Here is a 23922-nt window from a genome sequence, read left to right on the forward strand (position 1 = left end):
ACGATGCCATAGACCAAACACTTGGGTAAGTCCCTACTAAAAATGCCCTCAATAAGCTAAAAAACGCCAAAACCCTCCCCCGTCAATTCCTGAGAACGGCCTTGCCACAAATTGAACTTTTCAAATAAATCAGCTGGCAATAGAAATCCATTCTCGGGCTTCATTTAAAAGCATTCGGGCCGGCAACCGTACCCCAAGGGTACGGTTGCCGGCCCGAATGCTGCTGCGTTCCTTCCAGGAAATTTACTCCACGCTGGCGTTGGGGTCCCAGTTGCCCAGCACGGCTTCGCGGGTATAGAAAGCGGCCTGCTGCGGCGTGAGCTGGCGCGACCACAGGATGCGCGCCTTGGGAGCAGCGCCGGGGCCGATGGACTTGTATTCGGCAAAAAAGGCCTCCTGCTTATTGCTTTCCTTGCCCCAGTGGTCCCAGCCTTTGGGCTTGATGATGTTGGAGAGCTCGCAGTTGAGCAGCACGGTTTTGGCGGCTGGCTTCCAGGGGCGGGCAATGAAGTACGACTCGGGCGGGGCCTCGCCGCCAATCTTGCAGCGCTGCATCACGATGCCGTAGCGAATGCTGTCGGGCGTGGAGGCGGCCACGATGACGGTGCCGCCCGTTTTGCAAAACAACGTGCAGTCCTCAAACCAGGCCGTGGCCGAGCCCAGGATGTAGTCGGTAGTGCCCTCGATGTAGCAGTCTTTGTAGTACTGCCGGCTGCCGTAGCCATACACGTACAGCGTGTCGCGGAAGCCCAGGAAGCGGCAGCCCACGAAGCGGGCGCGGTCGCCGTAGACCCACATGGCGGGCCCCTGCCCTACCGTGCCGGCGGTGTTTTCGAAGGTGATGTTCTCAGCTGAAAAGTCGTTGCCGAACACCCGGAACGTGGAAGCCTCCGAGGTGCCCAGGGGCTCGCCGTTGGCGGGGGTGCGGCCGTTGTAGTCGTCGAAGGTGAGGATGGTGGTGTTCACATCTTCACCCTTGAGGCGTACGAAATTCTTCTTCTTGGCCAGGTTCAGCTTCTCTTTGTAGATGCCTTTGCGGATGAAGATGACAGTGGGCGTGCGGTTGTTGAGGGGCACGGCGTCGAGGGCGGCCTGCACAGTGCGGTAGTTGCCGGAGCCGTCCTGGGCCACCACCACGTTTTTGGTTTGGGCAAACCCGGTAAGGCTGATGAACAGCAAGGCAAGGAGGAGAAGTTTAGGCATAGCTAACGGGTGGGATTGGGGGAAATGAAATAAGCCACAGAGGACTGATTTGGGTAGGGCGAATTTAAGAGTTTATTCCCGACCAGTCCTAATTCATATTCGTTGAACCTATGTATTTGCCAGTTTGGCTCAAGAATAAGTCTATTTCTCAATCAAAATGCTTGCCTTCCCTGCACTAATTGCCAGCAGCCCCGACACGTGTGTGGCCCGCCGGCTTTCGCCAACGGGCCACACAATTTGGAACTGTTGAAAAACCAGCCCGCTTGCCTACCAATAGATGGTATAGAGCGTGGTGAGGATAACCACAATGGCGGCCGTGCCAATGACGAAGCTGGGCTGCGGCTTGAACATGCTGCTGTCTACTTCCAGGCCTTTCGGCTTCACGCCGCGGGCGTTGTCAATCAGGCTGATGATAATCATCATGATAATGCAGATGACGAACACAAAGCCCATGCGGTCGAGGAAGGGAATTTCGTAAACGCCCGACGAACCTTTCACGGCGAAGCCGAACGGCGCCAGGAACGACAGGTCCATGTAGGTGGGCAGGAACTTGAACATCACCGACAACAGGAAGCCGCCAATGGTGGCGAACAGGGCTGCCGTGGAGGTCGTTTTCTTCCAGAAGAAGCCCAGGATGAACATGGCAAAAATGCCCGGCGACACGAAGCCGGTGTATTCCTGAATGTACTGGAAACCACCCTTCTTGTCGATGCCTAGGTGCGGGGCAATGAGCACGCCCAGAATCATGGCCACGACCACGGCAATTTTGCCGGTGGCTACCAACTGCTTCTCGGTGGCGTCGGTTTTGAACACCTTGTGGTACACGTCGAGCGTGAAGATGGTGGCAATGGAGTTGGCTTTGCCGGCCAGCGAGGCCACCACGGCGGCCGTGAGGGCAGCGAAGGACAGGCCTTTGAGGCCCACAGGCAGGATGTTAAGCAGCACCGGGTAGGCGCGGTCGGGGTTCAGGTCCGCCCCCGAGCCAAATTCGGCAGCGCCGAACACGTTGCTCTTATACAGGACGAAGGCCGCGATGCCGGGCAGCACCACAATCACGGGCATGAGCAGCTTGAGGAAGGCGGCAAACAAAATGCCGGAGCGGGCCGTGGGCAGGTCGGCACCCAGGGCGCGCTGGGTGATGTACTGGTTGCAGCCCCAGTAGTTGAGGTTCACAATCCACATGCCGCCGAGCAGCACGGTGAGGCCCGGCAGGTCGAGGAAATGCTCGTTGTCGCGCTTGAAAATCATCTGGAAGTGTTCGGGAGCTTTCTCAGCCATCAGGTTGAAGCCTTTGATAGCGCCTTGGTGGTCCGATACCAAGTCCAGGGCCAGGTAGGTGGTAGCCAAACCGCCGAGAATCAGGAAGAATACCTGAATCACGTCGGTGAAGCCAATCACCTTCATGCCGCCCAGCGTGATGACGACGGCGAAGGCCGCCAGCATGTACATGCAGAAAGTCAGGTTCAGGCCGGCAATGCTGCTGATGGCAATAGCGCCGAGGTAGAGAATCGAAGTTAGGTTTACGACCACGTACAACGCCAGCCAGAACAGGGCCATAATCATGGCTACTGTCGAGTTATACCGCTGACTGAGGAATTGCGGCATGGTGGCGATGTTGTTCTTCAGGTACACCGGAATGAAGAACACAGCCACGATAACCAGCGTGATGGCCGCCATCCACTCGTAGGTGGCAATGGCCAGACCCATCGAAAAGCCTGAGCCCGACATGCCCACGAACTGCTCGGCTGAGATGTTGGAGGCGATGAGCGAGGAGCCGATGGCCCACCACGTCAAGGAGCCTTCGGCGAGGAAGTAGTCTTTGGAGTTGCCCTCCAAGGTGCCGTCGTGGCCGGTTTTGCGCCGATATACCCAGATGCCGTAGCCGGATACGATGATGAAGTAGACGAAAAATACGATATAGTCAATCGTACTAAGGGTGTGTTGGTTCATTGAGGGAAGAGTGGGAATTAAGGCGTTGGGCTGCCGCCGCACGCCACTGGGCGCAGGGTTGGCGAAGCTATGGGAAAGTAATGTTCCGGTAAAAAAACGGCTTCTGAAAGGTTTTCTGCAAATAAATCCCCGAAAGTCGCGGCCGGATTACGCAAACGGTTGTGTAAGTCAGCTATCGGTTTCGATTGCATATATGACCACGCAGAGCCTGAAAATTTTTATTGGGTAGGCACAAAAAAAGGCCGGGCGAGCCCGACCTTTTTGGTGCATTAAAATTGCATGTCATGCTGAGCGCAACGAAGGCCCTTTTCGCATCAGAAACCTCTAGCGCAATAAGCTTCTTCGCTGCGCTCAGTTGACAGACGGGGCATTATTTGCCCAGCAGCCAAGTGGCCAAATCTTTGCCCGCCTGAAAATTTTGGAACGTCGCCGGGATTTTGCGGCCGTCCACGTACTCGTTGTACAGCCACGGGTCGCCGAGGAGGAACACCTTGCCCTTGCCCAGGCGGGCCGTGGCCATGATGATTTTGCCGTTGTTCGTCACCAGCGGCTGGGCCGGCGCGGCCACCGACAGCACCGACAGCTCCTTCACGTAGGCCGTGCCGGCGTTTTTGAAGACGGCTTTGCCCGAGGTCAAATCCACCTTGCCTTGCTCGAACTGCGAGCCCTGCACCATGTTCACGCTCTGGCTGGTGAACTGCACGCCAAAGTTTTTGGCCAGCTCATTGAAATGCTTGGTTTCGCAGTTGGCCGTGTCGTTGGCCAGCAGCACGAGGGTGCCGCCGCCCTTCACCCAGTCGGTAATGACTTTGCTATCGGTGGGCTGCACGTAGTTGGGCTTGGGCGACTCCTTGCGCGAGTCCGGGTCTACGATGATGTACACGCTCAGGGGCTTGAGACTGGCGGCTGTGGGCGCGGCGGACACGGCCACGGTGCGGGCGCCCAGCTCGCGGAACTGCATGCCCCACTGGTAGAAGCCGCCGTGCTGGCGCTCTTCCCAGGTGTAGTGCCACTGCTCCTGCTCGCCGGTGAGCGGATTTTTGCGCATCTCGTGGTTGAAGAAGTAGTCCAAGCCCACGGTTTTGCCCTGGCCGATGCCGTCTTCGGCTGCAATTTCCATCTCGGTGCTGGCCAGGATGAAGGGGCCGACGCCTTTCAGGTCGTTTTTGCGCAGCGGTTCGGTGAGGTAGTAGTCGAAGGTGCCATCACGGTAGGGCTTGCCGCCCAGGCCGCCCACGCTCACGGTGCCGTTGTAGGCCAGCGCGCCATTGGCCTCGGTGGCAACAAAGGTCTTTAGGATGCCGTCGTAGCCCTTTTTGGCTACGGCCGAATACTTCTTGTCGAGGTAGCCCAGGCGCACGCCCTTGGCCAGCGCATACACGAACATGCTACTGCCGGAGGCTTCGGCGTAGTTACCCTTGCGGCCCTCCTGGCCCATCACTAGGCTCCAGGTGCCGGTTTTGGCGTCTTGGTACTTGGCCAGCACGGGCGCCAGGCGTTGCAGGGCTTTGATGAGAGCGGGGCGTTGCGGGTGGCTGGCGGGGAAATAGTCGAGCACGTCGACCAGGGCCATGCCGTACCAGCCCACGGCGCGGTCCCAGAAGCTGGGGCTCTGGCCGGTGGCTTTGTTGGCCCAGGGCTGTTCGCGACTTTCGTCGTAGCCGTGGTAGAGCAGGCCGGTTTTGGGGTCGACGAGGTGCTTCTCAATCAGTGCGAACTGCTTGGCCACATCGTCGAGCCCAGCAGGCTGGTTGAACACGCGGCTGTACTCGGCATAGAACGGCGCGGCCATGTAGAGGCCGTCGAGCCACATCTGGTTGGGGTAAATTTTCTTGTGCCAGAAGCCGCCCTCCTTGGTGCGGGGCTGCTCATCCAGCTGCTTGCGCAGCAGCTGCGCCGCCTTGATGTACTTATCCTGCTCGGGCACCGACGACAGCTGGCTCAGCAGCAGCAGCCCGCGGCCGGGCGTCACGTTGTCGAGCTGAAACTCCTCGGCCTTGTAGGTGCGAATGCTGCCATCCTTCTGCACGAAGCGGTTGAGGTCCTTCTGAATGTATGTGTAGTAGCGGGCGTCGCCGGTGCGCTCCCACACGCGCTCCAGGGCGGTGTACATCAGGCCCTGCTCGTAGTTCCAGCGGCTGACTTTAGCGTTGCCTACCACAATGGAATCGGGGTTCCAGGAGATGAAGGCATCGGCCATGCGCTGCGAGTACGGCTTGGCAGCCGTTTGGGCAGCGGCGGTTTCGCTGAGCAGCGCCAGCCCCAGGAGCGGCAGCAGGAAGCGGGAAGTGTGTTTCATGAGGGGTGGATTGTTTTGCAAATGAAACGTCATGCTGAGCGCAGCCGAAGCATCTCTACTGCGCAGGTAATCTGATTTACTGCTGCGGTAGAGATGCTTCGGCTTCGCTCAGCATGACGTTTTTCTTTCGTTCTGGTTCGTTTAGTTTACGCTTTACCGCTGGGCCACGCTCACCGTTTTCTTGGCCACTTTGTCGCCCAGCTGCACGTCTTTCTTGGCCTTTTTGGTATCGGTGTTGGTCAGGCGAATGTCCTTGCTGCGGTCGCCGGTCACGCGCAGCAGCAGCTCGGCACCGTTGGCGTAGCGAATGCCGTCGAAGGCTAGGTTGCGGCTGTTCTGCACTTCCATCACCGGCGCGGTATCGGCCGAGAGCAGGGTCACGTTTTTCAGGCGAATGTTCTCGGCTTCCTGGCACACGAGGCCCTTTTTGCTTTCGAGCACTGCATTTTCGATGCTGATGTCCTTAATGCTCATCTCGGGCAGGCCGCGTACCAGAATGCCAGTGGTGGCGCCCTTGCAGGTCACGTTCTTGATGCGGAAGGTTTTGAACTGCGGGGTGCCTTCGTTCAGCGGCATGGCCGCGATGACGGGCGGCGCGGAGCTTTCGCCGGCCATGGGCACAGGGTCCTTGGCCGCGTAGTACATGTCGAATAAGATGGCCTCACCGGCAATGTTGGTCATGTCTACCCCATCGACAAAAATGTTCTCGACCACGCCGCCGCGGCCGCGGGCCGTCTTGAAGCGCAGCCCCACGTCGGTGCCGATGAAGGTGCAGTTGCTCACGTAGAGGTTGCGGGCGCCGCCCGACATTTCCGAGCCAATCACGAAGCCGCCGTGGGCGTGGTACACCTTGGTGTCGCGGATGATGAAGTTTTCGGTGGGCACGCCGCGCTTGCGGCCCTGCTCGTCGCGACCCGATTTGATGCAGATGCCGTCGTCGCCCACGTCAAACGTGCAGCCTTCCACGATGCCGTTGCGGCACGATTCGAGGTCCAGCGCGTCGGTATTTTGGCCGTACCAGGGGTTGCGGGCCGTCACGTTGCGCAGGGTGATGTTTTCGCAGAGCAGCGGGTGAATAGTCCAGGCCGGCGAGTTCTGAATCACAAAACCCTCCAGCAGAATCTGCTTGCAGCGCGTGAGGCTAAGCATGTTGGGCCGCAGGTAGTCGCGGATGTCGTCGAATTCAGCGGGATTGAGGCTGGTGCGCTTCTGGCCCGAGGCCGCCATTAGGTTACCCTTCAGCGAGCTGGCCGAGGGGTACCACATGTCTTTTTTCTCGCTCAGCACGCCGCCCGAGGCTACCAGCTGCTGCCACTGCGTCTCGTTGAGCTTGCTCTTTTTCACTGGCCGCCAGGCGTCGCCGGCCCCGTCGAAGGTGCCGTTGCCGGTGATGGCAATGTTGGTTAGGTCCACACCCGAAATGGGCGCTTGGCTGCGGATGGCGTCCTCCCCTTCCCAGGTGGTTTTCACGAGTGGGTACTGGCTGCGGTCGGCCGTGAACTGCACCAGGGCGCCGGTGGCCAGGTGCAGGTTCACATTGTTTTTCAGCACAATAGGGCCGGTTAGCCATAGACCGCGGGGCACCAGCACGGTGCCGCCGCCCACGGCGCAGGCATCAATGGCCTTGCGGAAGGCTTCGGTGTTCAGGGTCTGGCCGTCGGCCACGGCGCCGTACTTAGCCAGGTTGAAGGTGTCTTTCTTGAACGAAGGCGTCAGCACCACCGGCAGGTCGGCCAGCAGCTTGCCCTCGAAAGGCGTGCGGCTGAGGTGGCTGGCCAGCCCGAGGTGCTGGGCCTGCACGTCTTCGGCCACCAGCTGGGCCACGCGGGTGGCGCCGTACTCCGAGAAGTGGGTGTTGTCGTTCTTGGCGGGCGGCACGGGGTTGGGCTGGTAGTAGCCGTTTTGGTAGCTCCAGAACAGCGGCCGCGTGCCGGTCTCGCCCAGCTGCGAGTACATCTTCCAGCTTTGCTCGTGCAAGTCAATCAGCGGCACTTTCTGCGTTTTGGCTACTTCGCGCACCACGCCGGGGTACTCGCCGTGGTCGTCCTTGCGCTGGCCTTTGTCGTCGAAGTAGCGGCGGCCTACCGGCGTGAGCAGCACGGGGTTGGCACCCTTGGCCTTGGCTTCCTGCACAAACTTGGTGAGGAACTGGCGGTACGTGGTTTGTGCCGGGGCGGCGCGCACGCTGTCGTCCAGCTTCGAGTCGTTGTGGCCGAACTGAATGAACACCCAGTCGCCGGGCTTCAGGCCTTCGAGCACCTTGGCCCAGCGGCCTTCGCGGTAGAAGCTCTTGGTGCTGCGCCCGTTTTGGGCCGTGTTGCGAATGACGACGCTGTTATCGAAGTACTGGCCGAATTCCATGCCCCAGCCGCGTTCGGGTTTGGTCAGGTCGGCCTTGTCGGCCATGGTCGAGTCGCCGACCAGGAAAACCTGGGTTTTAGGCGCGTCCGCTGGCCGAAAGCCGACCGATAAAGAAGCCGCCAGCCCGGCCAGCAGCAGCATCGAAGTTGATTTCATGGGAATTAAAGAAGGAGCCAAACCCAGGAATTTGGCCCGTGCGAAAAGAAACGAAAACAGGGTTGCCCTAACAATATTAGGCCCGTTCGCAGGTCTTCGGCCCCTCATTTTAGCCGGCCAAGCGCCTTTTTTTGCGCAATCGTTGCCGGGAACGTTCTCGCAACGGGCCTTTGAACCCAGTTCGATAACCTCGTCAACTAGTCGATTCGACCGACATCGTTACCGGGAACGATTGCGCAATTAAAGGCAACAAAGCGCTTGATATTTCTCGTATAAATATTCAGATTGCATGAGCAAAACCCTCTCTCAATAGCTAATAGAGGCTTTTTTTGCACTTTCCCGCGCACCCATCCATTCACAACCCATTATCATGAAAAATTCTTTACTTCTTTCGGGACTGTTGGCTGCCGGCCTGGCTTTTTCGGGCCAGGCCGTGGCCCAGACCACGCCCGTGCTAAAAGTGTGGTCGCTGCGGGCCGGCGCACAGGACAGCGCCGCCCTGCGCTCGCCCAGCACCATGACCAGCAGCAACGTGACGCTGCGCAAGTTTGTGCTCTCGAACGGTACGGCCGCTACGCCGCCCAAGCCCTACAGCTCGCTTTTCGGCATGGCCTTCGCACCCGCCGCCGACGGCGGCGGATGGTCCACGTCGGCCGGCGGTACGGGCAGCACCCTGCGTCGCTACTTCTACGTGCAGTGCACCGCTACCGCCCCGGCCGGCGTCACGCTCCGCGCCGACTCCATTGCCATGAACCTGGCCATTGCCAGCTCGGTGAGCGGCACGTTCCTGGGCGTGGTTTATTCGAAGAATGGCTTCACCTCACCGGCCGACTCCACCGAGGCCAGCGGCAGCGCCCGCACTCCCACGGGCACGGTGGCCGGCACGGCCAACGGCACCACGCTGAACAATACGTTCCCGATTACGCAAAGCTTCACCATCGCCAATAATACGCCCCTCAACCGCGCTTTCCGCTACAGCGTGCCCCTGAATGGCGCCACCGGCGTCACCATTGCTCCCGGCCAAACCCTGACCGTGCGCATCTACGTGAGCAGCAGCAGCAGCAGCACCGGCCGCTACGCCCTCATGCGCGACCTCACGCTGAAGAGCCTGCAAGCCCCGCTGGCGGCCCGCTCGGCCGTGCAAACCAACCTGGCTGTGTACCCCAACCCCACGCAGAACCAGCTCAACGTGCCCCATACCGCTGCCAGCCGCGACGCCCGCGTGACGGTGTTCAGCACCACCGGCTCCAAGGTGGCCGCCTTTGCTGCCCAAGCCGGCAGCACCGAAACGCCCGTTGACCTGAGCGCCCTGCCCAAAGGCCTCTACCTGGTAGAGTACGCCGACGGCACGCAGCGCAGCAGCGCCCGCATCGTGAAGGAGTAGTTTTTGCTACTCCCATGCATGAAAGCGTTCCTGGCCTAGCCAGGGACGCTTTTTTGATTTAGGGGCATGGCACAATTGCAGGAACCTGGCAGCGGTTGCATAGAAGCGGGCAACACAGTGACCCGACAATCATATGCTGGAAAACGACTCAATAAGCGACATAAAAAAGCCCCGCTGTTGCTCGCAGCGGGGCTTTTTGCAGAATGCTCCTCGATTACATCATGGCTACTTGCCCCGCACTGAGAAGTTGCTGGAGCTACCCAGCGCGGGCTGGCCGTCCAGGCTTACGCCTTCGGCGACGGCCTGGAAAGTGCCGCTGCCGTCGGCGGTGAAGAAGTGCAGCTCGGCCTGGCCGCTGGCGTTGGTGCGCACTAGGGGGTTCCAGTAGAGGGTGCTGGTGCGCGGGTCGGCAGGCGGGTTGGTGAGCAGGGCGTTGTAGCGCGGCTGGTAGAACTCGCGGGCAGCGTAGAAGCCGGGTAGCTTCACGGTGGCGATGCCGGGCGCGGGCGGCAGGTCTTTGCCCTTGTAGTTGGGGTTGGCGCGCTTGGTGTAGATGGCAATGGCCCCGCCGCTGTTGCCAAAAATGGCCGCTTCGTTGCCCTTGAAAACCTCCACCGCTTCTACGTCCGATGAACTCAGGCTGCTGATGACGTCGATGTCGACTTTCATCCCATCCAGAATAAACTGCGGGCTGCCGCTGCCCCGAATCTGGGCCGTCATGTTGGGCGGATTACCGCTGATGGTGAGGCCCGCCACGCGGCCCTGCAGCAGCTGCAGAATGTTCATGCCCGACTGCGCAGCCGGCATGTCGGCAAAGTCAATCACGGTGCCGCCGGAGGCGCCGTAGAGGCGGCGGGGGTCGTCGCGCGGTACCACTTCGCGCTTGGCCGTCACGGCCACGTTGCCGAGGTTGATGTTGCGAATGGCCTTTTCGGGGTGCATATCCAGCTCGGCGGCCTGGGCCTGGCGGCTGCGCTTCACAAACGTGGACACCGCCGCCGGCGCGGCCGAAAGCTGCGGCAGCAGCGGCAGCGGCCCGCCCGTGGGGTCGGGCCCGAAATCGGGCTTGATGAGCACGTTGGCCCCGCCCTGCGCGCGCCGCGCCTGCAGCGTGATGACGGCCGTATCGGTGACGGGCACGCCGGCGAAGCTGAAGCGGCCGTTGGCATCCGACGTGCCGGTGGTTACTACTTTGCCGGGGCGCATCTGCAGATAGGTGAGCTGGCTATTGGGAATGGGCCGGTTGCCGCTGGCACTCACTATCTGGCCTACCAGGCTGATGTCGCGCTCGGGCGTGAAGTGCACAGGTGGGCCTTGTCCGGCCAGCACTTCCTTCCACACAAAGCGGCGCCAGCCCTGCGTGAGCAGCAGGTCGTCGAGTGCCTGGGCGGTGGCCGCCGAGGGTTCGCGGAAGTAGTACCCGGGGCTTTCCACGTAGCCCACCAAATCGGACGTGAGCAGCATGTTGGTGGCAATGGTTTCGGCCTGCGGGTCAAGGGCCGTCAAGCCGGCGTCGCTCACGCCCAGCGAGAAATTGGTGGCCACGGGCTTGCCGGCGGCATCGGTCACCCGCACGTTGAGCTGCACCGGCGCGTGGGGCCCGTAGCTGGCCTGGTCGGGCGTGACGCTGATGCGCAAGGCGCTGGGCCCGTTCTGCACAAAGGCCAGCCGCTCGCACTGCGGCGCGCCCTGCCCATCAAACAAGGTGAAATGCACGATGCCGCTGGGGTAGTTTTTCTTGGGCATGCGCCAGCTGGCGGGCGCATCGGCCGTCAGGTTGCGGGGGCCGGGGTAGGCCACCACGCCGCGCACTTGGGTCATGAGCACCACGGCGCCGGGCGCGCTCGTGCCCCGGTAGCGCGCTTCCACCAGGAAGTCGTCGGGGGTTTCCACCACGTGCAGCGTGTAGCCGGTGGGCTGCACGGCCGGCAGCGGGTATTCGGTGGCGGTGCCATCGGGCAAAACAATGCGGGCGTGGTAGCGCTGCCCTGCGCCGGGCACGAAGGCAAAGCGGCCCATGCCGGCGTGGCGGCTGGTGTAGGCCGGCACCACCACGGCGTTCTGGGCATTCAGAATCTGGCCTTTCACGGCCAGGCCGCGGCCGGTGGCGTCGGTGGCTTTCACGCCCACCACGGCGGGTAGGCCTTCTACCATGTAGCCGCCTTCGGGGAAAAACTGGATGTCGGGCTGGCCGGGCTTGGCCACACGGCGCACGTTGCTGCCCGCGCCGCCGGGGGTGCTGGTGGGCACATCGGGCGGGCTCAGGGGCGAGGCGGGCCACACGCTGAGGCGGCGGCTGTAAATGAAGTTTTCGCCGGCGTTGCGCATCCAGTTGGTGTAGGCGCGCAGCACGTAGGTGCCGGCCGCCAGCGAGTCGGCAATGTCGATGTCGCCGTTGGCGCGGCCGCCCTGCAGGCGAATGGTGCGCCGGGCCACCACTTTGCGCTGGGGCGACAGCAAATCGACGTGCAGCACCCCGCTGAGCGAGTCGAGCTGGTGGCGCGTGGCGTCCACCACGTAGGCGCTGAACCAGATGGTTTCGCCGGTGGCGTACACCGGGCGGTCGAGGTGCAGATAGGCTTTTTCCTGGCGGGCGGAGGTGTAGTATTCGCCCAGCTGGCGCGCAATGCGCTGAATCAGCGTTTCGTCGGTGGGCCGGGGGCGAAACGCGGAGAGGGCCACGCCACTGGCCAACAGGGCAGCAAAAAGTGCTTTGGGCAAGCGCATAAAAGTCGGGGAAACGTTCGGAACCGAAAAGGTAGGCCGGCGGGCCGGAACTGCCCGCGAGATTACGCCGCAAAGATGGCGACGCCGTGAAGCCAACGGCGCCACCACAGGCGATGAAATGGGGCTTTGGTCGAGTCTCCAGGCCTAGCGTCACCCGACTTAGTGATAATTTCGTTACTCTTGTACCCGGATTGGCCCGATGAAGTCCCATTGTAAGGAGTGCGCGGCGGCCCCCGGCAGTGGCGAAGCTGGGCGGCAGGCAACGCTTTTTTACCGGATGAAACTATTCGCGCCGTCCAGCCACTAGCCTCAGGTGAGCGGCCCCGACGGCCGCCGTTTTTCTTACTTCCTTTCTCAACGCGCTTGGACCCCGTCACCATCAAGGATATCGCGCACGCCCTGAACCTGTCGACGTCGACGGTATCGCGGGCCCTGCGCGACAGCTACGAAATCAGCCCCGAAACCAAGCGGCTGGTGATGGAGTACGCCGAACGGCTGAACTACCGCCCCAATCCCATTGCCCTCAGCCTGAAGGGCAGCAGCAGCAAGGCCTTGGCCGTGATTGTGCCGCAGATTGCGAACAACTTCTTTTCGCAGGCCATCAACGGCATTGAGGCCATTGCCTACAACCGCGGCTACCACGTCATCATCTTTCAGACGCACGAAAGCTACGAGCGCGAAGTGGCCAACGTGCAGCAGGCCGTGTCGCGTCGCGTCGATGGCCTGCTCCTCTCGCTGTCGAGCGAAACTTCCGATGTGAAGCACCTGCAAACCGTCATCGACCAGGGCATGCCCCTGGTGTTGTTTGACCGCGTAGCCGGCGAGCTGGATGTGACGCAGGTGGTGGCCGACAACTTCGGCGGGGCCTACGCTGCCACTTCGCACCTGTTGCAAACGGGCCGGCGGCGCATTGCTCACCTCACCATTCCGCCCTACCTCAGCATTGCGCAGGAGCGCCTGGCCGGCTACCGCGCCGCCCTGGAGCAATACGGCGTGCCCTACGACGAAAACCTGGTGCGCTACGGCACCTTCGGCCCCGACGAGGCCCAGCCGCTCGTGGACGAGCTGCTGGCCCTCTCCCCGCCCCCGGATGCGTTTTTCACAGCCTCCGACCGGCTGGCGCTGGGCTGCCTGGGCGCCCTGCAGCAGCGCGGCATTCGCGTGCCCGAGCAGGTGGCGCTGCTCAGCTTCACCAACTCCCAATCGGCCCACCTGCTGAGCCCACCCCTGAGCACCGTGACGCAGCCGGCCCAGGAAATTGGCCAGCTCGCCGCCGAGCGCCTCATCGAGCTCATTGAGCGCAAGCGCAAGAGCACCGGTCCCAATACCATCAAGCTGCCCACCACGCTAGTGGTACGCGAGTCGTCGCGCCCGGTAGCAAAGGTGGCGAGGTAGCAAAACCAGAATGCAGAATAAAAAACACCCGCTTGAATTACCAAGCGGGTGTTTTTTATTCTGCATTCTGATTCAAACCTATTCCCGCGTGCATTTCGCCGTCAGGCTCACATCAGTATCAGTGAATACCACCAGGTAGTTGCCCTTGGCCAAGCGGCTCAGGTTTACCGGCGTGGCCACACCGCCGGCGCTGGGCGCGAACGAAGCTACGCGCTGGCCCACGAAGTTGTAGACGGTGAGGGTGGCGGCAGCCGTGGCGCGGGGGTGCATCACGGTCATTTGTTCGCTGGCGGGGTTGGGGTAGAGCTGCAGCGGCGTGAGGGTGGCGCCGGTGGGCTTGCTGGCCGTCACGATGGTAACGAGGCCGTTGAGGTAGTTTTCGAGGTTAGTATAGCCGTTGGCGGCGATGAACTGGCGGTCGGCGGCGTTGTTGGGGTTGAGGCCGTTGGCCGTTTCGTAGGCGTCGGTCATGCCGTCGTGGTCCGAGTCGGCGGGGGCCGCGCCGCAGTTCAGCACCGGCCAGGCCACCTGCGAGGTGCTGATGGGAGTGCCGTGCGGGAAGCCGCCCTGCACGTCGATGATGGCGCCGGTGCGGTTCTGTACGTCGTTAATGATGCGCTGGTCGAGCGGGTCGCGCACGGGCAGCACGCAGCCCACACCCTGCAGCACCGAAGCGTAAGCGTCCTGGGCCGTTTGGGTATTAAGCGGCGCAATGTTGAAGGGCGTCGTCACCTTCGACAGTGCCGTGTCGGCAGCCGAGCCACCGTTCATGGATACGCCTTTCCAGTTGGCGGCCGTCACAGACGGGTTGCCATCCACGTAGTTACCCGCGATGTACAGCTGCGGATAAGGCAGCACCGGAGCGCTGGTTTGCTTGTAGGCCTGGAACACCCGCGAGCGGCCGGTGGTGCTGGTGCCGGTGCTGGGGCCGTACTTGTAGTAGTTGTTCACCATGTTGTAGTTGCCGCCTTCGCCGCCGTAGGCATTGGCGCCGGTGCCCCAGTTGTAGATGACATTGTTACGGAAATCACAGTTTTCCGAGCCGATGGCGGCGCCGTAGCGGGTGCCGTTCCATCGCGGCGTGCGGCTCACGCAGTGGGCAAACAAGTTGTGGTGGAACGTGGCCCGCCGGCCGCCCCAGATGCCGCCGTAGCCGTGGCGCTCGTAGTCGGTATCGCCCGTTTCGAAGTGGTAGGAGTAGTTCAGCGGCTCCGAAATCAGGTTCCACTGCAGGGTCATCGAGTCGTTGGTGGCGCCGTAGAAGGTGAAGGCCTCGTCCATGCTCCAGCTCATGGTGCAATGGTCAATCACAATATTCTTGCGCTCGGTGCTGCTCAGGGCGTCCTCGTCGCCGTTGCCGTTGGTCATGCCGATGCCGGTTTGCTGCGGGTAAGCATCGCCGGTGCGGAAACGCATGAAGCGGATAATCACGTTGTTGCCGTTCACCGTCACCTGCCGGTCGGCCAAGCAGATGCCGTCGCCCGGCGCGGTCTGGCCCGCAATGGTGGTGTTGGCCGGAATGTTCATCCGGTTGGTGAGGTGAATGGTGCCGCACACCCGAAACACGATGGTGCGGTAGGGAGCCGCCGTGGCCGACTGGCTGATGGCGTAGCGCAGCGTGCCCGGCGTGTTGGTATCGGCCAGGCTGGTCACCTCAAACACCGTGGTGGGCTGCGCCGCGCGGCCGCGGCCGCCCGTCACGAAGCGGCCGGCGCCTTCCACGCCCGGAAAAGCCAGCTGCTGCGCCTGAGCCGGCGCCGTGGCGGCCAGGCCGCTCACCGTGGCCAGCAGCCCCAGTCCCAAACGGACGCGGGCCGAAGAAATAAAGCGAGAGGAAAAAGAAATCATGGCGAAATAATTGGGAGTAGAATAGCAAAAATTACCGGGTCTTACGGCCGCAACGCGACTGCACCGCCCGGTAATTCCCCTATAAATATGACGCCCCAACCGCCCGGCCTGTGCTGCCAGGCGGCTTTTTATTCGCGCAATCGTTGCCGGGAACGATGCCATTTTCGGCCCTTCATCCTACCCTCACGCTACTCCTTCTCAAAAATGGCCGACACCCAGCTGCGCAAGGTGCGGTGGCGCTGGTAGCGCAGGCCGTGCTTGCTGGCCTCGGCCTGAATTTTCGGGAGGTCTTCCTCGTAGAAGCCGCTGAACAGGATGGGCCGGCCGCTGGGCAGCAGGCGGGCATATTCGTGCATGTCTTCGAGCAGCACGTTGCGGTTGATGTTGGCCAGGATGAGGTCAAAAGGCTCCTCATTCGCCAGTGTTTCCACGCCGCCCAGGCGGCATTCGATGTTGTGGCACTGGTTTTCGGCGGCGTTGTCGCGGGCGTTTTCCACCGTCCAGGGCTCGGTATCCACCGCCAGCACCTGGCGGACGCCCAGCATCTCGGCCATAATGGCCAGAATGCCGGTACCGGTACCCATGTCGAGCACGCGCAGGCCTTTATGGTCAATATCGAGCTGGTTTTCAATCATCAAAGCCGTGGTTTCGTGGTGGCCCGTGCCGAAGGACATGCGCGGCATAATCACAATGTCGTAGTCGACGCCCGCCGGCTCGGGGTGGAACGGCGCCCGCACCGATACCCGCTCGGCAATGACCAGCGGCTGGAAGTTCTTCTCCCACTCCGCATTCCAGTTTTGGCGGGTAATGGTGCGGTGCGAGTGGTTGAGGTCGCCAATGCCCGAGTAGCGGGCCATGATTTCCTCCACGGCGTCGGGATTGAAGATGTCTTCGGTGGTGTAGGCCCGGAAACCGTCGTCGGTATCTTCAAAAGTGTCGAAGCCTACTTCGGCCAGCTCGGCCACCAGTATGTCGGCCAGCTCGCGCGGGGCTTCGACGGTCAGTTCAATGAAATCCATTTTTGTGTTAATGAGAAATGAGCATCAGGAACGTCATGCTGAGCGCAGCCGAAGCATGACGTTCTCTTTTCGTCCAACAAAGGTCGCCCAAAAACTCAGGCCCCAATGCCGCGCCACAGGCTGCGCCGCAGTTCGCCGTTGTTGCGCAGCACCTCGCGCAGCGGCCACGCGGCCGAAACCGTGGCCAGGCCCGCCACTAAAATGCGCAGCCACCACCACGGAATAAAGTACAGCAGCGCCGCCAGCACAATGGTGCACAAGCTCATCACTTTAGATGCGTTGTTGCGCAGCGCGCCAAAATCCACTGGTCCAGCCACTGGCTTGGCCTGGTAGAGACTGCCCCACAGCCCCAGGCTGCTGAATGCCGCCGCACTCAGCGGCAGCAGGCCCAGTAGCGGCCAGTGCCGGGCCGGGTACAAGCCCAGCAGCAACACCGCCGACAGCAGGCAGTCGACCAGCACCACCGGCCCCACGATGCGCGCGTACAGCACCAGCAGGCGCGAGGTGAGCCCCAGCCGCTGCAACTCGTTGGCCACAAACGGCCCCAGGTAGCCGTACAGGTTGTTGTTGGCGTAGGTGAAGCCGATGACGGGCATGAAGGCGAAATAGAAAAATCCCTGGTTCTCCATCCTGCCGTCTTCGCCCAGCATGTACAGCCCCGTAACGCTCACCATGCCCACCTTGAAGACCAAGCCCATAAGCAGCGGCATCCAGGTTTTGCGGACGTACACCTTCCACTCCAGCGGCAGGCGGGCCAGGGTGGCGCCGGTAGCCGCGCCGGTTTTGACGGGCAGGTAGCGGGCGCTGAAATAGGGCGCCAGCCAGTAGAGCTGCGCTGCCCACAGCGCCCACGGCAGCAGGGCCATGCCTACGCCCAGCGCCGTGTAGTAAGGCGCCGCGGGGTGCGCCAGCCACCACAGCATCAGGCCCAGGCTCAGGGCGTGCAGGGCCAGCAGCGGGTGCCGCCAGCGCCGCAAGGCCCCCAGCAGGCGCACGTTGAAGCTCAGCGCCGCCGCGCCCAGCACCAGCAGCAGCGTGAAGCCGGGCACCAGTCCCTGCCGCGGCGCCACGGCCACCGCCGCCAGCAGCGCGGCCACGATGATGAGCCGCCGCAGCGTAATCAAATCGAGCAGGAAGGCCGTGAGTACGTTTTGGCGGGCCGATACGGGGAAATGCTCCGGCAGGGGCCGCGTCACGGGCCGCAGCGCGGGCAGGAAATCGACCAGCAGTGCCGAGGCCAACAGGCCGGCATTCACGCCGATGAGCAGTTCGGGCAGCATTTCGGCCACCTTGTCCGAGTTGCTATTACGAAGCAAAAGACCGAAGCCAAGGCCGTAGCCCGTCATTAGCAGCAACAGGAACAGGGCCGAAACGCGCCCCGCCGCGCTTTCGGGCCAGAGCACTGCCTGCAGGCGGCGGCGCAGCAGGTAGGGCAGAAAGTGCCCTAGCGTTGCGTAGTCAGCCATGTCAGGTCCTGGTTGGTGTTGGCGGCGGGGTGAATGAGTTGCAGCAGCGCGTCGCCCAGGAAGGCCTGCTGGCCATTCAGGAAATCTTGCATCGCGCCCCAGTACTTCACCTCGCTCTCGTCGATGACGAGCAGGTGGGTGGCTACCTTCTCGATGTGGGCCAGGTTGTGCGACGACACGAAGGTGAGCGCCTGGGGCCGGTAGCTGTTCAGCAGCGCCAGCACGCTCTCGGCCGAAAACACGTCGAGGCCATTGAAGGGCTCGTCCAGAATCAGCAATTCCGGGCGGTGCAGCAGGCAGGAGGCAATGGCTACCTTCTGCTTCATGCCCGTCGAGAACGAGCTGAGGCGTTTGTGGCGCACGGCGTCGTAGTCTTCCAGCAGGTGAGCTAGCAGGCTCTCAATGCGCGTTTGAGCATCGGGCAGGTCGTAGATGCGGGCCACGAAGCGCAGGTATTCCTCCGGCGTCAGCTGTTCCACCAGATAAGCCTGGTTCACCAGCGCGCCCATGCGCCGCTTCACCGCCACCGGAAACGTCTCGCCCAGCGGCTGCCCGTCGAGCAGAATCTGGCCGCTGCTGGGCAGCAGCACGTTGGTGAGCAGGTTGAACAGCGTGCTTTTGCCGGCGCCGTTGCGGCCCAGCACGCCCACGCACATGCCGGTTTGGGCGGTCAGGCTCAAATCGCGCAGCACGGTTTTAGGGCCGAAGGACTTGGTGAGGTGTTGTAGGGTTAATTCCATTGAACGGTAGAGATATAGAAGCCGTCATGCCGAGCGCAGCCGAGGCATCTCGTGTGCAATAGTAATTGATTTACTGCTGCACGCGAGATGCCTCGGCTGCGCTCGGCATGACGTTCTTTTTGACGCTTTCGCTAGTTTTGTTTGCAGCCGGCAAACGAGCGCACCGTGGTGTAGTGAATACTGAAATCGGCGCGGCTGCGGTCCTTCACCACCAGCAGCACATAATCGGCAAAATCGCGGGCGGGAGCATCGGCCCACAGCCCGGCCTTGTCGGCGAATAGCTTGTTGTTTTCCTTGAAAACCAGCACGTCGGCAAAGGCTTCTTCGGGCTCCACGTACACTGTGCCGTAGCAGTAGCTGCGCCGGGCCGGGTCGGTTTCGAGGTACACTGAGCCGAAGATTTTGCACGGTTCCAGCGGGCCGGCAGCGTGGGTGGCTTTGGCTACCGGGGCTTCAGCTGCCGGAGCTGGCGCAGTGGCCAGCAGGGCCGTGAGCAACAGGGAGAAGAACATCAGAGCAGTGTTGAGTTTTGATTGTTAAGGGTTGAATGTCAAATCCAATGCCGCGTTGTGCTTTTCAACTCAACATTCAACCCTAAAAATTCAACCCTCTTTTAAAACGACTGAATAATCGTCGTGAAATCAGCCGCTTTCAGCGAGGCGCCGCCAATGAGGCCGCCGTCCACGTCGGGCTGAGAGAAAAGCTCGCGCGCGTTCTGCGCGTTGGCCGAGCCGCCGTAGAGAATGGTGGTGTCGAGGGCGGCCTGGGCGTCGTAGGCCCGGGCAATCTGCTCGCGGATGAAGGCGTGCACTTCCTGCGCTTGCGCGCTGGTGGCCGTGCGGCCCGTACCAATGGCCCAAATGGGCTCGTAGGCAACAGTGACCTGGGCAAACTCCTCGTTGCTGAGGTGGAACAGGCCCGCGGCCAGCTGCTGGCCAATGAAATCGAACGTTTCGTCGGCCTCGCGGGTGTCCAGCGACTCGCCCACGCAGAAGATGGGCTTCAGGCCAGCGGCCAGGGCGGCTTTTAGCTTCTGGCTCAGCAGCTCGTCGTCTTCGCCAAAGTACTGGCGGCGCTCCGAGTGGCCCAAAATGACGTACTCGCAGCCCACCGAGGCCAGCATCTTGGCCGAAACTTCGCCGGTGAAGGCACCGCTTTCTTTCTGGTGGCAGTTTTGGGCGCCCAGGTGCAGCTTGCCACCCTGCGGCAGGGCCTGGCCCACGCCCGTCAGGAAGGGGAATGGGGGGCACAGCACCACTTCGGGCCCGGCGCCGTTGGCCTGGTTCAGGCGTACAATTTCTTCTACCAGGGCCAGGCCTTCTTGGTAGGTCAGATTCATTTTCCAGTTGCCGGCAACGAGGTTTTGGCGCATACTAAGCGGGGCGAATTAAGGATGGGAGTTCGTCGCAAAGCTACGGGGCAAACCGCCGGCCGGGCCTAGTGGTTCTGCCGGGCCGCGTTGCGGGCGGCAATCTCGGCCTCGATGGCTTTGGCGGCTTCGTCGCGCAGTTGCCAAGCCGTTTTACGTCCCCCCACGCGCGAAAGCGTGATGCCGAGCACGAGGCACATCACGGCGCCGGCCAGCGCCAACCAACCCAACTCGGGCACTTCGTGCACGCGGGCCACCCACAGCCACGCCAGCGCCCAAGCCACCACCAGCGGAAACACCAGGTCGCGGAACGCCCGACTCATTATCAGGGACAGCCCCACAATCACCAGCAGCAGGACCAATGACAGAGTCACCGACACGCCCTCGGCGGTTTGCCAGCCCAAGTGCCGCAGGCCGAGCGTGATGTTGACTACCGAAGCCACCGAAATCCAACCCAGAAACAGCGAAAAAGGAACCCCCACCCACACCGGCGCGGCTTCGGCGAAGATGCGGCGCCGCACCCGGCCGTAGGCCACAGCCAAGCTGCCGAGGATGAGCAGCATCACACCCACGCCGGGCAAAATCAGCTCGTAGGCAAACAGCACCACCCAGGCACTGGCGCCGAGGCAGGCCAGCGTGAGCGGCTTGGCCACGGCGTCGGGCAACGAGAGCTTGCGCTGCGCGGGCAGCAGCTGCCACACCGAATACACAAGCAAACTCAGAAATATCAGCCCCCAAATGCTGAACGCGTAGCCCGCCGGCGTGAGCAGCGTGGGGTACGTGGCCGACACCTGCCCCATGGTCTGGCCATTGAAGGGGTGGACGTTGGCGTAGTAGTTGATGAAAATAGTGCCCCAAATGGCCAAGGCCGTGAGCCAACGCCAGGCATAGCCGAAAGCGGTGGTGTTGGGAGCAGCGTACTGGTCGGGTGCCGTGACGGTGGAGGGTGGCATTGTGCAGAAGGGTGGGATTTACTACCTACGTGCCAATGAATTAGTTGGATTAGGCCCGTAGCCCCAGTTCGCTCGCCAAAAGCTCTCGTGGCTTCCCTTAAATTCGGAAGCAACGGCCGTCCCTTTGCTTGTGGCGCTGCGCTTGGGGCTACAACGTTACACTTTCTCGGCCAAAAACCGCGCAGTGTGATTGGTATCTTTCAGTTTTACCATGTCTTCCGGGGTGCCTTCAAACAGCAAATGCCCCCCGTTGAGGCCGCCCTCGGGGCCGAGGTCGATAATCCAGTCGGCGCACTTGATGATGTCGACGTTGTGCTCGATGATGAGCACGGAATTGCCCTGCTCGATGAGGGCGTTGAGGGCGCCCACCAACTTGGCAATGTCGTGGAAGTGCAGGCCGGTGCTGGGTTCGTCGAAGATGAACAGTATCTTATCCTGCTGAAGCGTAGCGCCTTTGGTGAGGAACGAGGCCAGTTTCACGCGCTGGGCCTCGCCCCCGCTCAGCGTGTTGGCCGACTGCCCGAGGCGGATGTAGCCCAGGCCAACATCCTCCAGCGGCTTGAGGCGCTCTGCCACTTTGGGCTGGCTCTGGAAGAACTGCACGGCGTCGGACACCGTCATTTCCAGCACCTCGTCAATGCCTTTGTCCTGGAATTTGATTTCCAGAATGTCCTGCTTGAATTTGTGGCCGCCGCAACCTTCGCAGGTCAGGTAAATGTCGGCCATGAACTGCATCTCGATTTTCACCTGGCCTTCGCCCTGGCACACCTCGCAGCGCCCACCGTCCACGTTAAAAGAGAAGTGTGAAGGTTTGAGGCCGCGCGCTTTGGCCAGCGGCTGCTCCGAGAAGAGCGTCCGAATCTGGTCGTAGGCCTTCACGTAGGTGACGGGGTTGGAGCGCGACGACTTGCCGATGGGGTTCTGGTCCACGAATTCGACGTGTGTCACCTGCCCGTTCACGCCGGTGAGGCGGTCAAACTTGCCAGTGCTTTCGCCCGCGCCGCCGCCCAGCATCTTCATCAGGGCCGGCGCCAGAATGCGCTTGATGAGCGTGCTCTTGCCGGAGCCTGATACGCCCGTCACCACGGTCATCACGTTCAGTGGCAGCTTCACGCTCACGTTTTTGAGGTTGTTTTCGCGGGCGCCGGTCAGCTCCAGGGCGTTGCGCCAGGGGCGGCGCACTTTGGGCACGGGCACCTCCAGCCGGCCGCTCAGGTACTGGCCGGTGTAGGTTTCGGTGTCCTGCAGTAGCGCGTCCATGGTGCCCTGAAACATCAGGTTGCCACCGCCGCTGCCGGCCTCGGGGCCGATGTCGATAATCTGGTCGGCGGCTTCCATCATCTTCTCCTCGTGCTCCACCACCACCACGGTGTTGCCGAGCTGCTGCAGGGAGCGCAGCACGCCAATGAGCTGCTCGGCATCCTTGGGGTGCAGGCCGATGCTAGGCTCATCAAGCACGTACATCGAGCCCACCAGCGCCGAGCCCAGGGAGGTGGCCAGCGAGATGCGCTGGCTTTCGCCGCCGCTCAGGGTGTTGCTCAGGCGGTTCAGGGTGAGGTAGCCCAGGCCCACGCGGTTGAGGTAGCCGAGGCGGTTGTTAATTTCGGTCACGAGGCGGTCGGCCACCTTTTGCTCGTGCTCACTCAGGGTCATGTTCTCAAAGAAGGCAAGGGCTTCCGAGATGGGTAGCAGCACGAGGTCGGCAATGCTGCGGCCGTCAATCTTCACGTACTGCGCGTCTTTGCGCAGGCGGGTACCGCGGCAATCGGGGCAGGTGGTGCGGCCTCGGTAGCGGCTTTGCAGCACGCGGTACTGGATTTTGTGAGTCTGCTCGCTCACCCACTTGAAGTAGGCGTCGAGGCCCTGGAAGTGCTTGTTGCCGGTCCAGAGCAGGCGCTGCTCGGCCTCGCTCAGTTCATTGTAGGGCCGGTGAATGGGGAAATCGAAGCGGATGCCGTTTTTCAGCAGCGGCTTCAGCCACTCGCCTTGCTTCTCGGTGCGCCAGGGCGCAATGGCGCCCTCGTACACCGTGAGGCTCTTGTCGGGAATCACCAGGTCTTCGTCGATGCCCAGCACCGAGCCGAAGCCTTCGCAGGTCTGGCAGGCGCCGTAAGGGTTGTTGAAGGAGAAGAAGTTGACGCTGGGCTCCTCGAAGGTCATCCCATCCAGCTCAAATTTGTCGGAGAAGGTCCGCACGTCGTCGCCGTTCAGGTGCACCACGCAGGTGCCGTGGCCTTCAAAAAACGCGGTTTGCACCGAGTCCGACATGCGGAACAGCAGGTCCTCGTCGCCGGGCCGCAGCACGGCGCGGTCAATCATGATGTAGACGTCGCCCTTCACCTCGGGCTGCCCCTCCCCTATCAGGTCCTCGATTTGCGAAGTTTCGCCATTAACCACCACGCGGCTGTAGCCTTTTTGCAGCAGCAAATCCAGCTCCTTGCTCATAGGGCGGGTTTTGTCGGCGCGGTGCAGTGGGGCCAGAATCATGGCCTTGGTGCCCTCAGGCTGCGCGCCCAGAAAGTCGACCACGTCGGCCACGTTGTCTTTGCGCACCTGCTCGCCGCTCACGGGCGAGTACGTGCGGCCCACCCGCGCAAACAGCAGCTTGAGGTAGTCGTAAATCTCGGTGCTGGTGCCCACCGTCGAGCGGTTGTTCTTGATGCTAACCTTCTGCTCGATGGCAATGGCTGGCGAGATGCCGCGGATGTAGTCCACGTCGGGCTTGTCCATGCGCCCCAGAAACTGGCGGGCGTAGCTGCTCAGGCTCTCCACATACATGCGCTGGCCTTCAGCATATAAGGTATCGAAGGCGAGGCTCGACTTGCCCGAGCCGCTCAGGCCCGTGACGACGATGAACTGGTTGCGCGGCAGGGCCACGCTGAGGTTTTTAAGGTTGTGAACCCGGGCGTTTTTGATGAGAATGAATTCGCGCGGGTCGAGGGCATCAATGGCGTTGTCGGCCGGGGCCGACACCTGCAAAGCGTCTTTTTTGGGCATAAACGAGCTAACAGCAAAACCGGGTCCGAAGGTTTCGGCCGCGGGCATTTGCCGG

The 23922-nt window shown here is 61.9% G+C and carries 15 protein-coding genes; 2 read left to right on the top strand and 13 right to left on the bottom strand.

Annotation, left to right across the window (positions count from 1 at the left end):
• Window positions 1–243: 243 nt before the first annotated feature.
• The 4 genes from I2I01_RS12295 to I2I01_RS12310 all read right to left on the bottom strand — a co-directional run bounded on the left by I2I01_RS12295 (window position 244) and on the right by I2I01_RS12310 (window position 7969).
• Window positions 244–1203 carry a pectinesterase family protein gene (locus I2I01_RS12295; RefSeq protein ID WP_196286785.1) on the bottom strand — a complete coding sequence of 320 codons (960 nt, stop codon included), beginning with the start codon at window positions 1201–1203 and terminating at the stop codon, window positions 244–246.
• Between the two features lie 267 nt (window positions 1204–1470).
• Window positions 1471–3153 carry a sodium/sugar symporter gene (locus tag I2I01_RS12300; protein WP_196286786.1) on the bottom strand — a complete coding sequence of 561 codons (1683 nt, stop codon included), beginning with the start codon at window positions 3151–3153 and terminating at the stop codon, window positions 1471–1473.
• Between the two features lie 370 nt (window positions 3154–3523).
• Window positions 3524–5452: a glycoside hydrolase family 88/105 protein gene (locus I2I01_RS12305; RefSeq protein WP_196286787.1), complete on the bottom strand. Its 1929-nt coding sequence runs from the start codon at window positions 5450–5452 to the stop codon at window positions 3524–3526.
• Between the two features lie 153 nt (window positions 5453–5605).
• On the bottom strand, window positions 5606–7969 hold the full coding sequence (locus I2I01_RS12310) for a glycosyl hydrolase family 28 protein (RefSeq protein WP_196286788.1): 2364 nt from the start codon (window positions 7967–7969) through the stop codon (window positions 5606–5608).
• Between the two features lie 370 nt (window positions 7970–8339).
• Between I2I01_RS12310 and I2I01_RS12315 the strand changes: the two genes are divergently transcribed.
• Entirely contained in the window at window positions 8340–9353 is a 1014-nt protein-coding gene (locus I2I01_RS12315) for a T9SS type A sorting domain-containing protein (protein ID WP_196286789.1), read from the top strand.
• Window positions 9354–9578: 225 nt separating this feature from the next.
• On the opposite strand, the gene I2I01_RS12320 is transcribed toward I2I01_RS12315, so the two are convergent.
• On the bottom strand, window positions 9579–12080 hold the full coding sequence (locus tag I2I01_RS12320) for a TonB-dependent receptor plug domain-containing protein (RefSeq protein WP_196286790.1): 2502 nt from the start codon (window positions 12078–12080) through the stop codon (window positions 9579–9581).
• A 363-nt stretch (window positions 12081–12443) separates the two neighbouring features.
• Here I2I01_RS12320 and I2I01_RS12325 point away from each other — a divergent pair, with 363 nt between their 5' ends.
• On the top strand, window positions 12444–13475 hold the full coding sequence (locus tag I2I01_RS12325; RefSeq protein ID WP_196286791.1) for a LacI family DNA-binding transcriptional regulator: 1032 nt from the start codon (window positions 12444–12446) through the stop codon (window positions 13473–13475).
• A 78-nt stretch (window positions 13476–13553) separates the two neighbouring features.
• On the opposite strand, the gene I2I01_RS12330 is transcribed toward I2I01_RS12325, so the two are convergent.
• The 8 genes from I2I01_RS12330 to uvrA all read right to left on the bottom strand — a co-directional run bounded on the left by I2I01_RS12330 (window position 13554) and on the right by uvrA (window position 23867).
• Window positions 13554–15323: a T9SS type A sorting domain-containing protein gene (locus I2I01_RS12330; RefSeq protein ID WP_196286792.1), complete on the bottom strand. Its 1770-nt coding sequence runs from the start codon at window positions 15321–15323 to the stop codon at window positions 13554–13556.
• A gap of 188 nt (window positions 15324–15511) precedes the next feature.
• Entirely contained in the window at window positions 15512–16342 is an 831-nt protein-coding gene (prmA, locus tag I2I01_RS12335; protein WP_196286793.1) for a 50S ribosomal protein L11 methyltransferase, read from the bottom strand.
• Window positions 16343–16437: 95 nt separating this feature from the next.
• Window positions 16438–17808 (bottom strand): hypothetical protein, encoded by a 1371-nt coding sequence (locus I2I01_RS12340; RefSeq protein ID WP_196286794.1) that lies wholly within the window; start codon window positions 17806–17808, stop codon window positions 16438–16440.
• The gene (locus tag I2I01_RS12345; RefSeq protein WP_196286795.1) at window positions 17787–18548 is read right to left on the bottom strand and encodes an ABC transporter ATP-binding protein; all 762 of its coding nucleotides are present in this window, start codon (window positions 18546–18548) and stop codon (window positions 17787–17789) included. Before I2I01_RS12345 ends, I2I01_RS12340 begins: the two co-directional genes overlap by 22 nt.
• A gap of 131 nt (window positions 18549–18679) precedes the next feature.
• The gene (locus I2I01_RS12350; RefSeq protein ID WP_196286796.1) at window positions 18680–19060 is read right to left on the bottom strand and encodes a hypothetical protein; all 381 of its coding nucleotides are present in this window, start codon (window positions 19058–19060) and stop codon (window positions 18680–18682) included.
• Between the two features lie 101 nt (window positions 19061–19161).
• On the bottom strand, window positions 19162–19920 hold the full coding sequence (gene tpiA / locus I2I01_RS12355; protein ID WP_196286797.1) for a triose-phosphate isomerase: 759 nt from the start codon (window positions 19918–19920) through the stop codon (window positions 19162–19164).
• Window positions 19921–19985: 65 nt separating this feature from the next.
• Complete coding sequence (locus tag I2I01_RS12360) at window positions 19986–20870, bottom strand: hypothetical protein (RefSeq protein ID WP_196286798.1); 885 nt, start codon at window positions 20868–20870, stop codon at window positions 19986–19988.
• Between the two features lie 156 nt (window positions 20871–21026).
• A complete protein-coding gene (gene uvrA / locus I2I01_RS12365) occupies window positions 21027–23867 on the bottom strand; it encodes an excinuclease ABC subunit UvrA (RefSeq protein ID WP_196286799.1) in 2841 nt (946 codons plus the stop codon).
• Between the last annotated feature and the right edge of the window lie 55 nt (window positions 23868–23922).

Origin of the sequence: Hymenobacter properus (assembly GCF_015694735.1) — a bacterium.
Lineage (GTDB): Bacteria > Bacteroidota > Bacteroidia > Cytophagales > Hymenobacteraceae > Hymenobacter > Hymenobacter properus.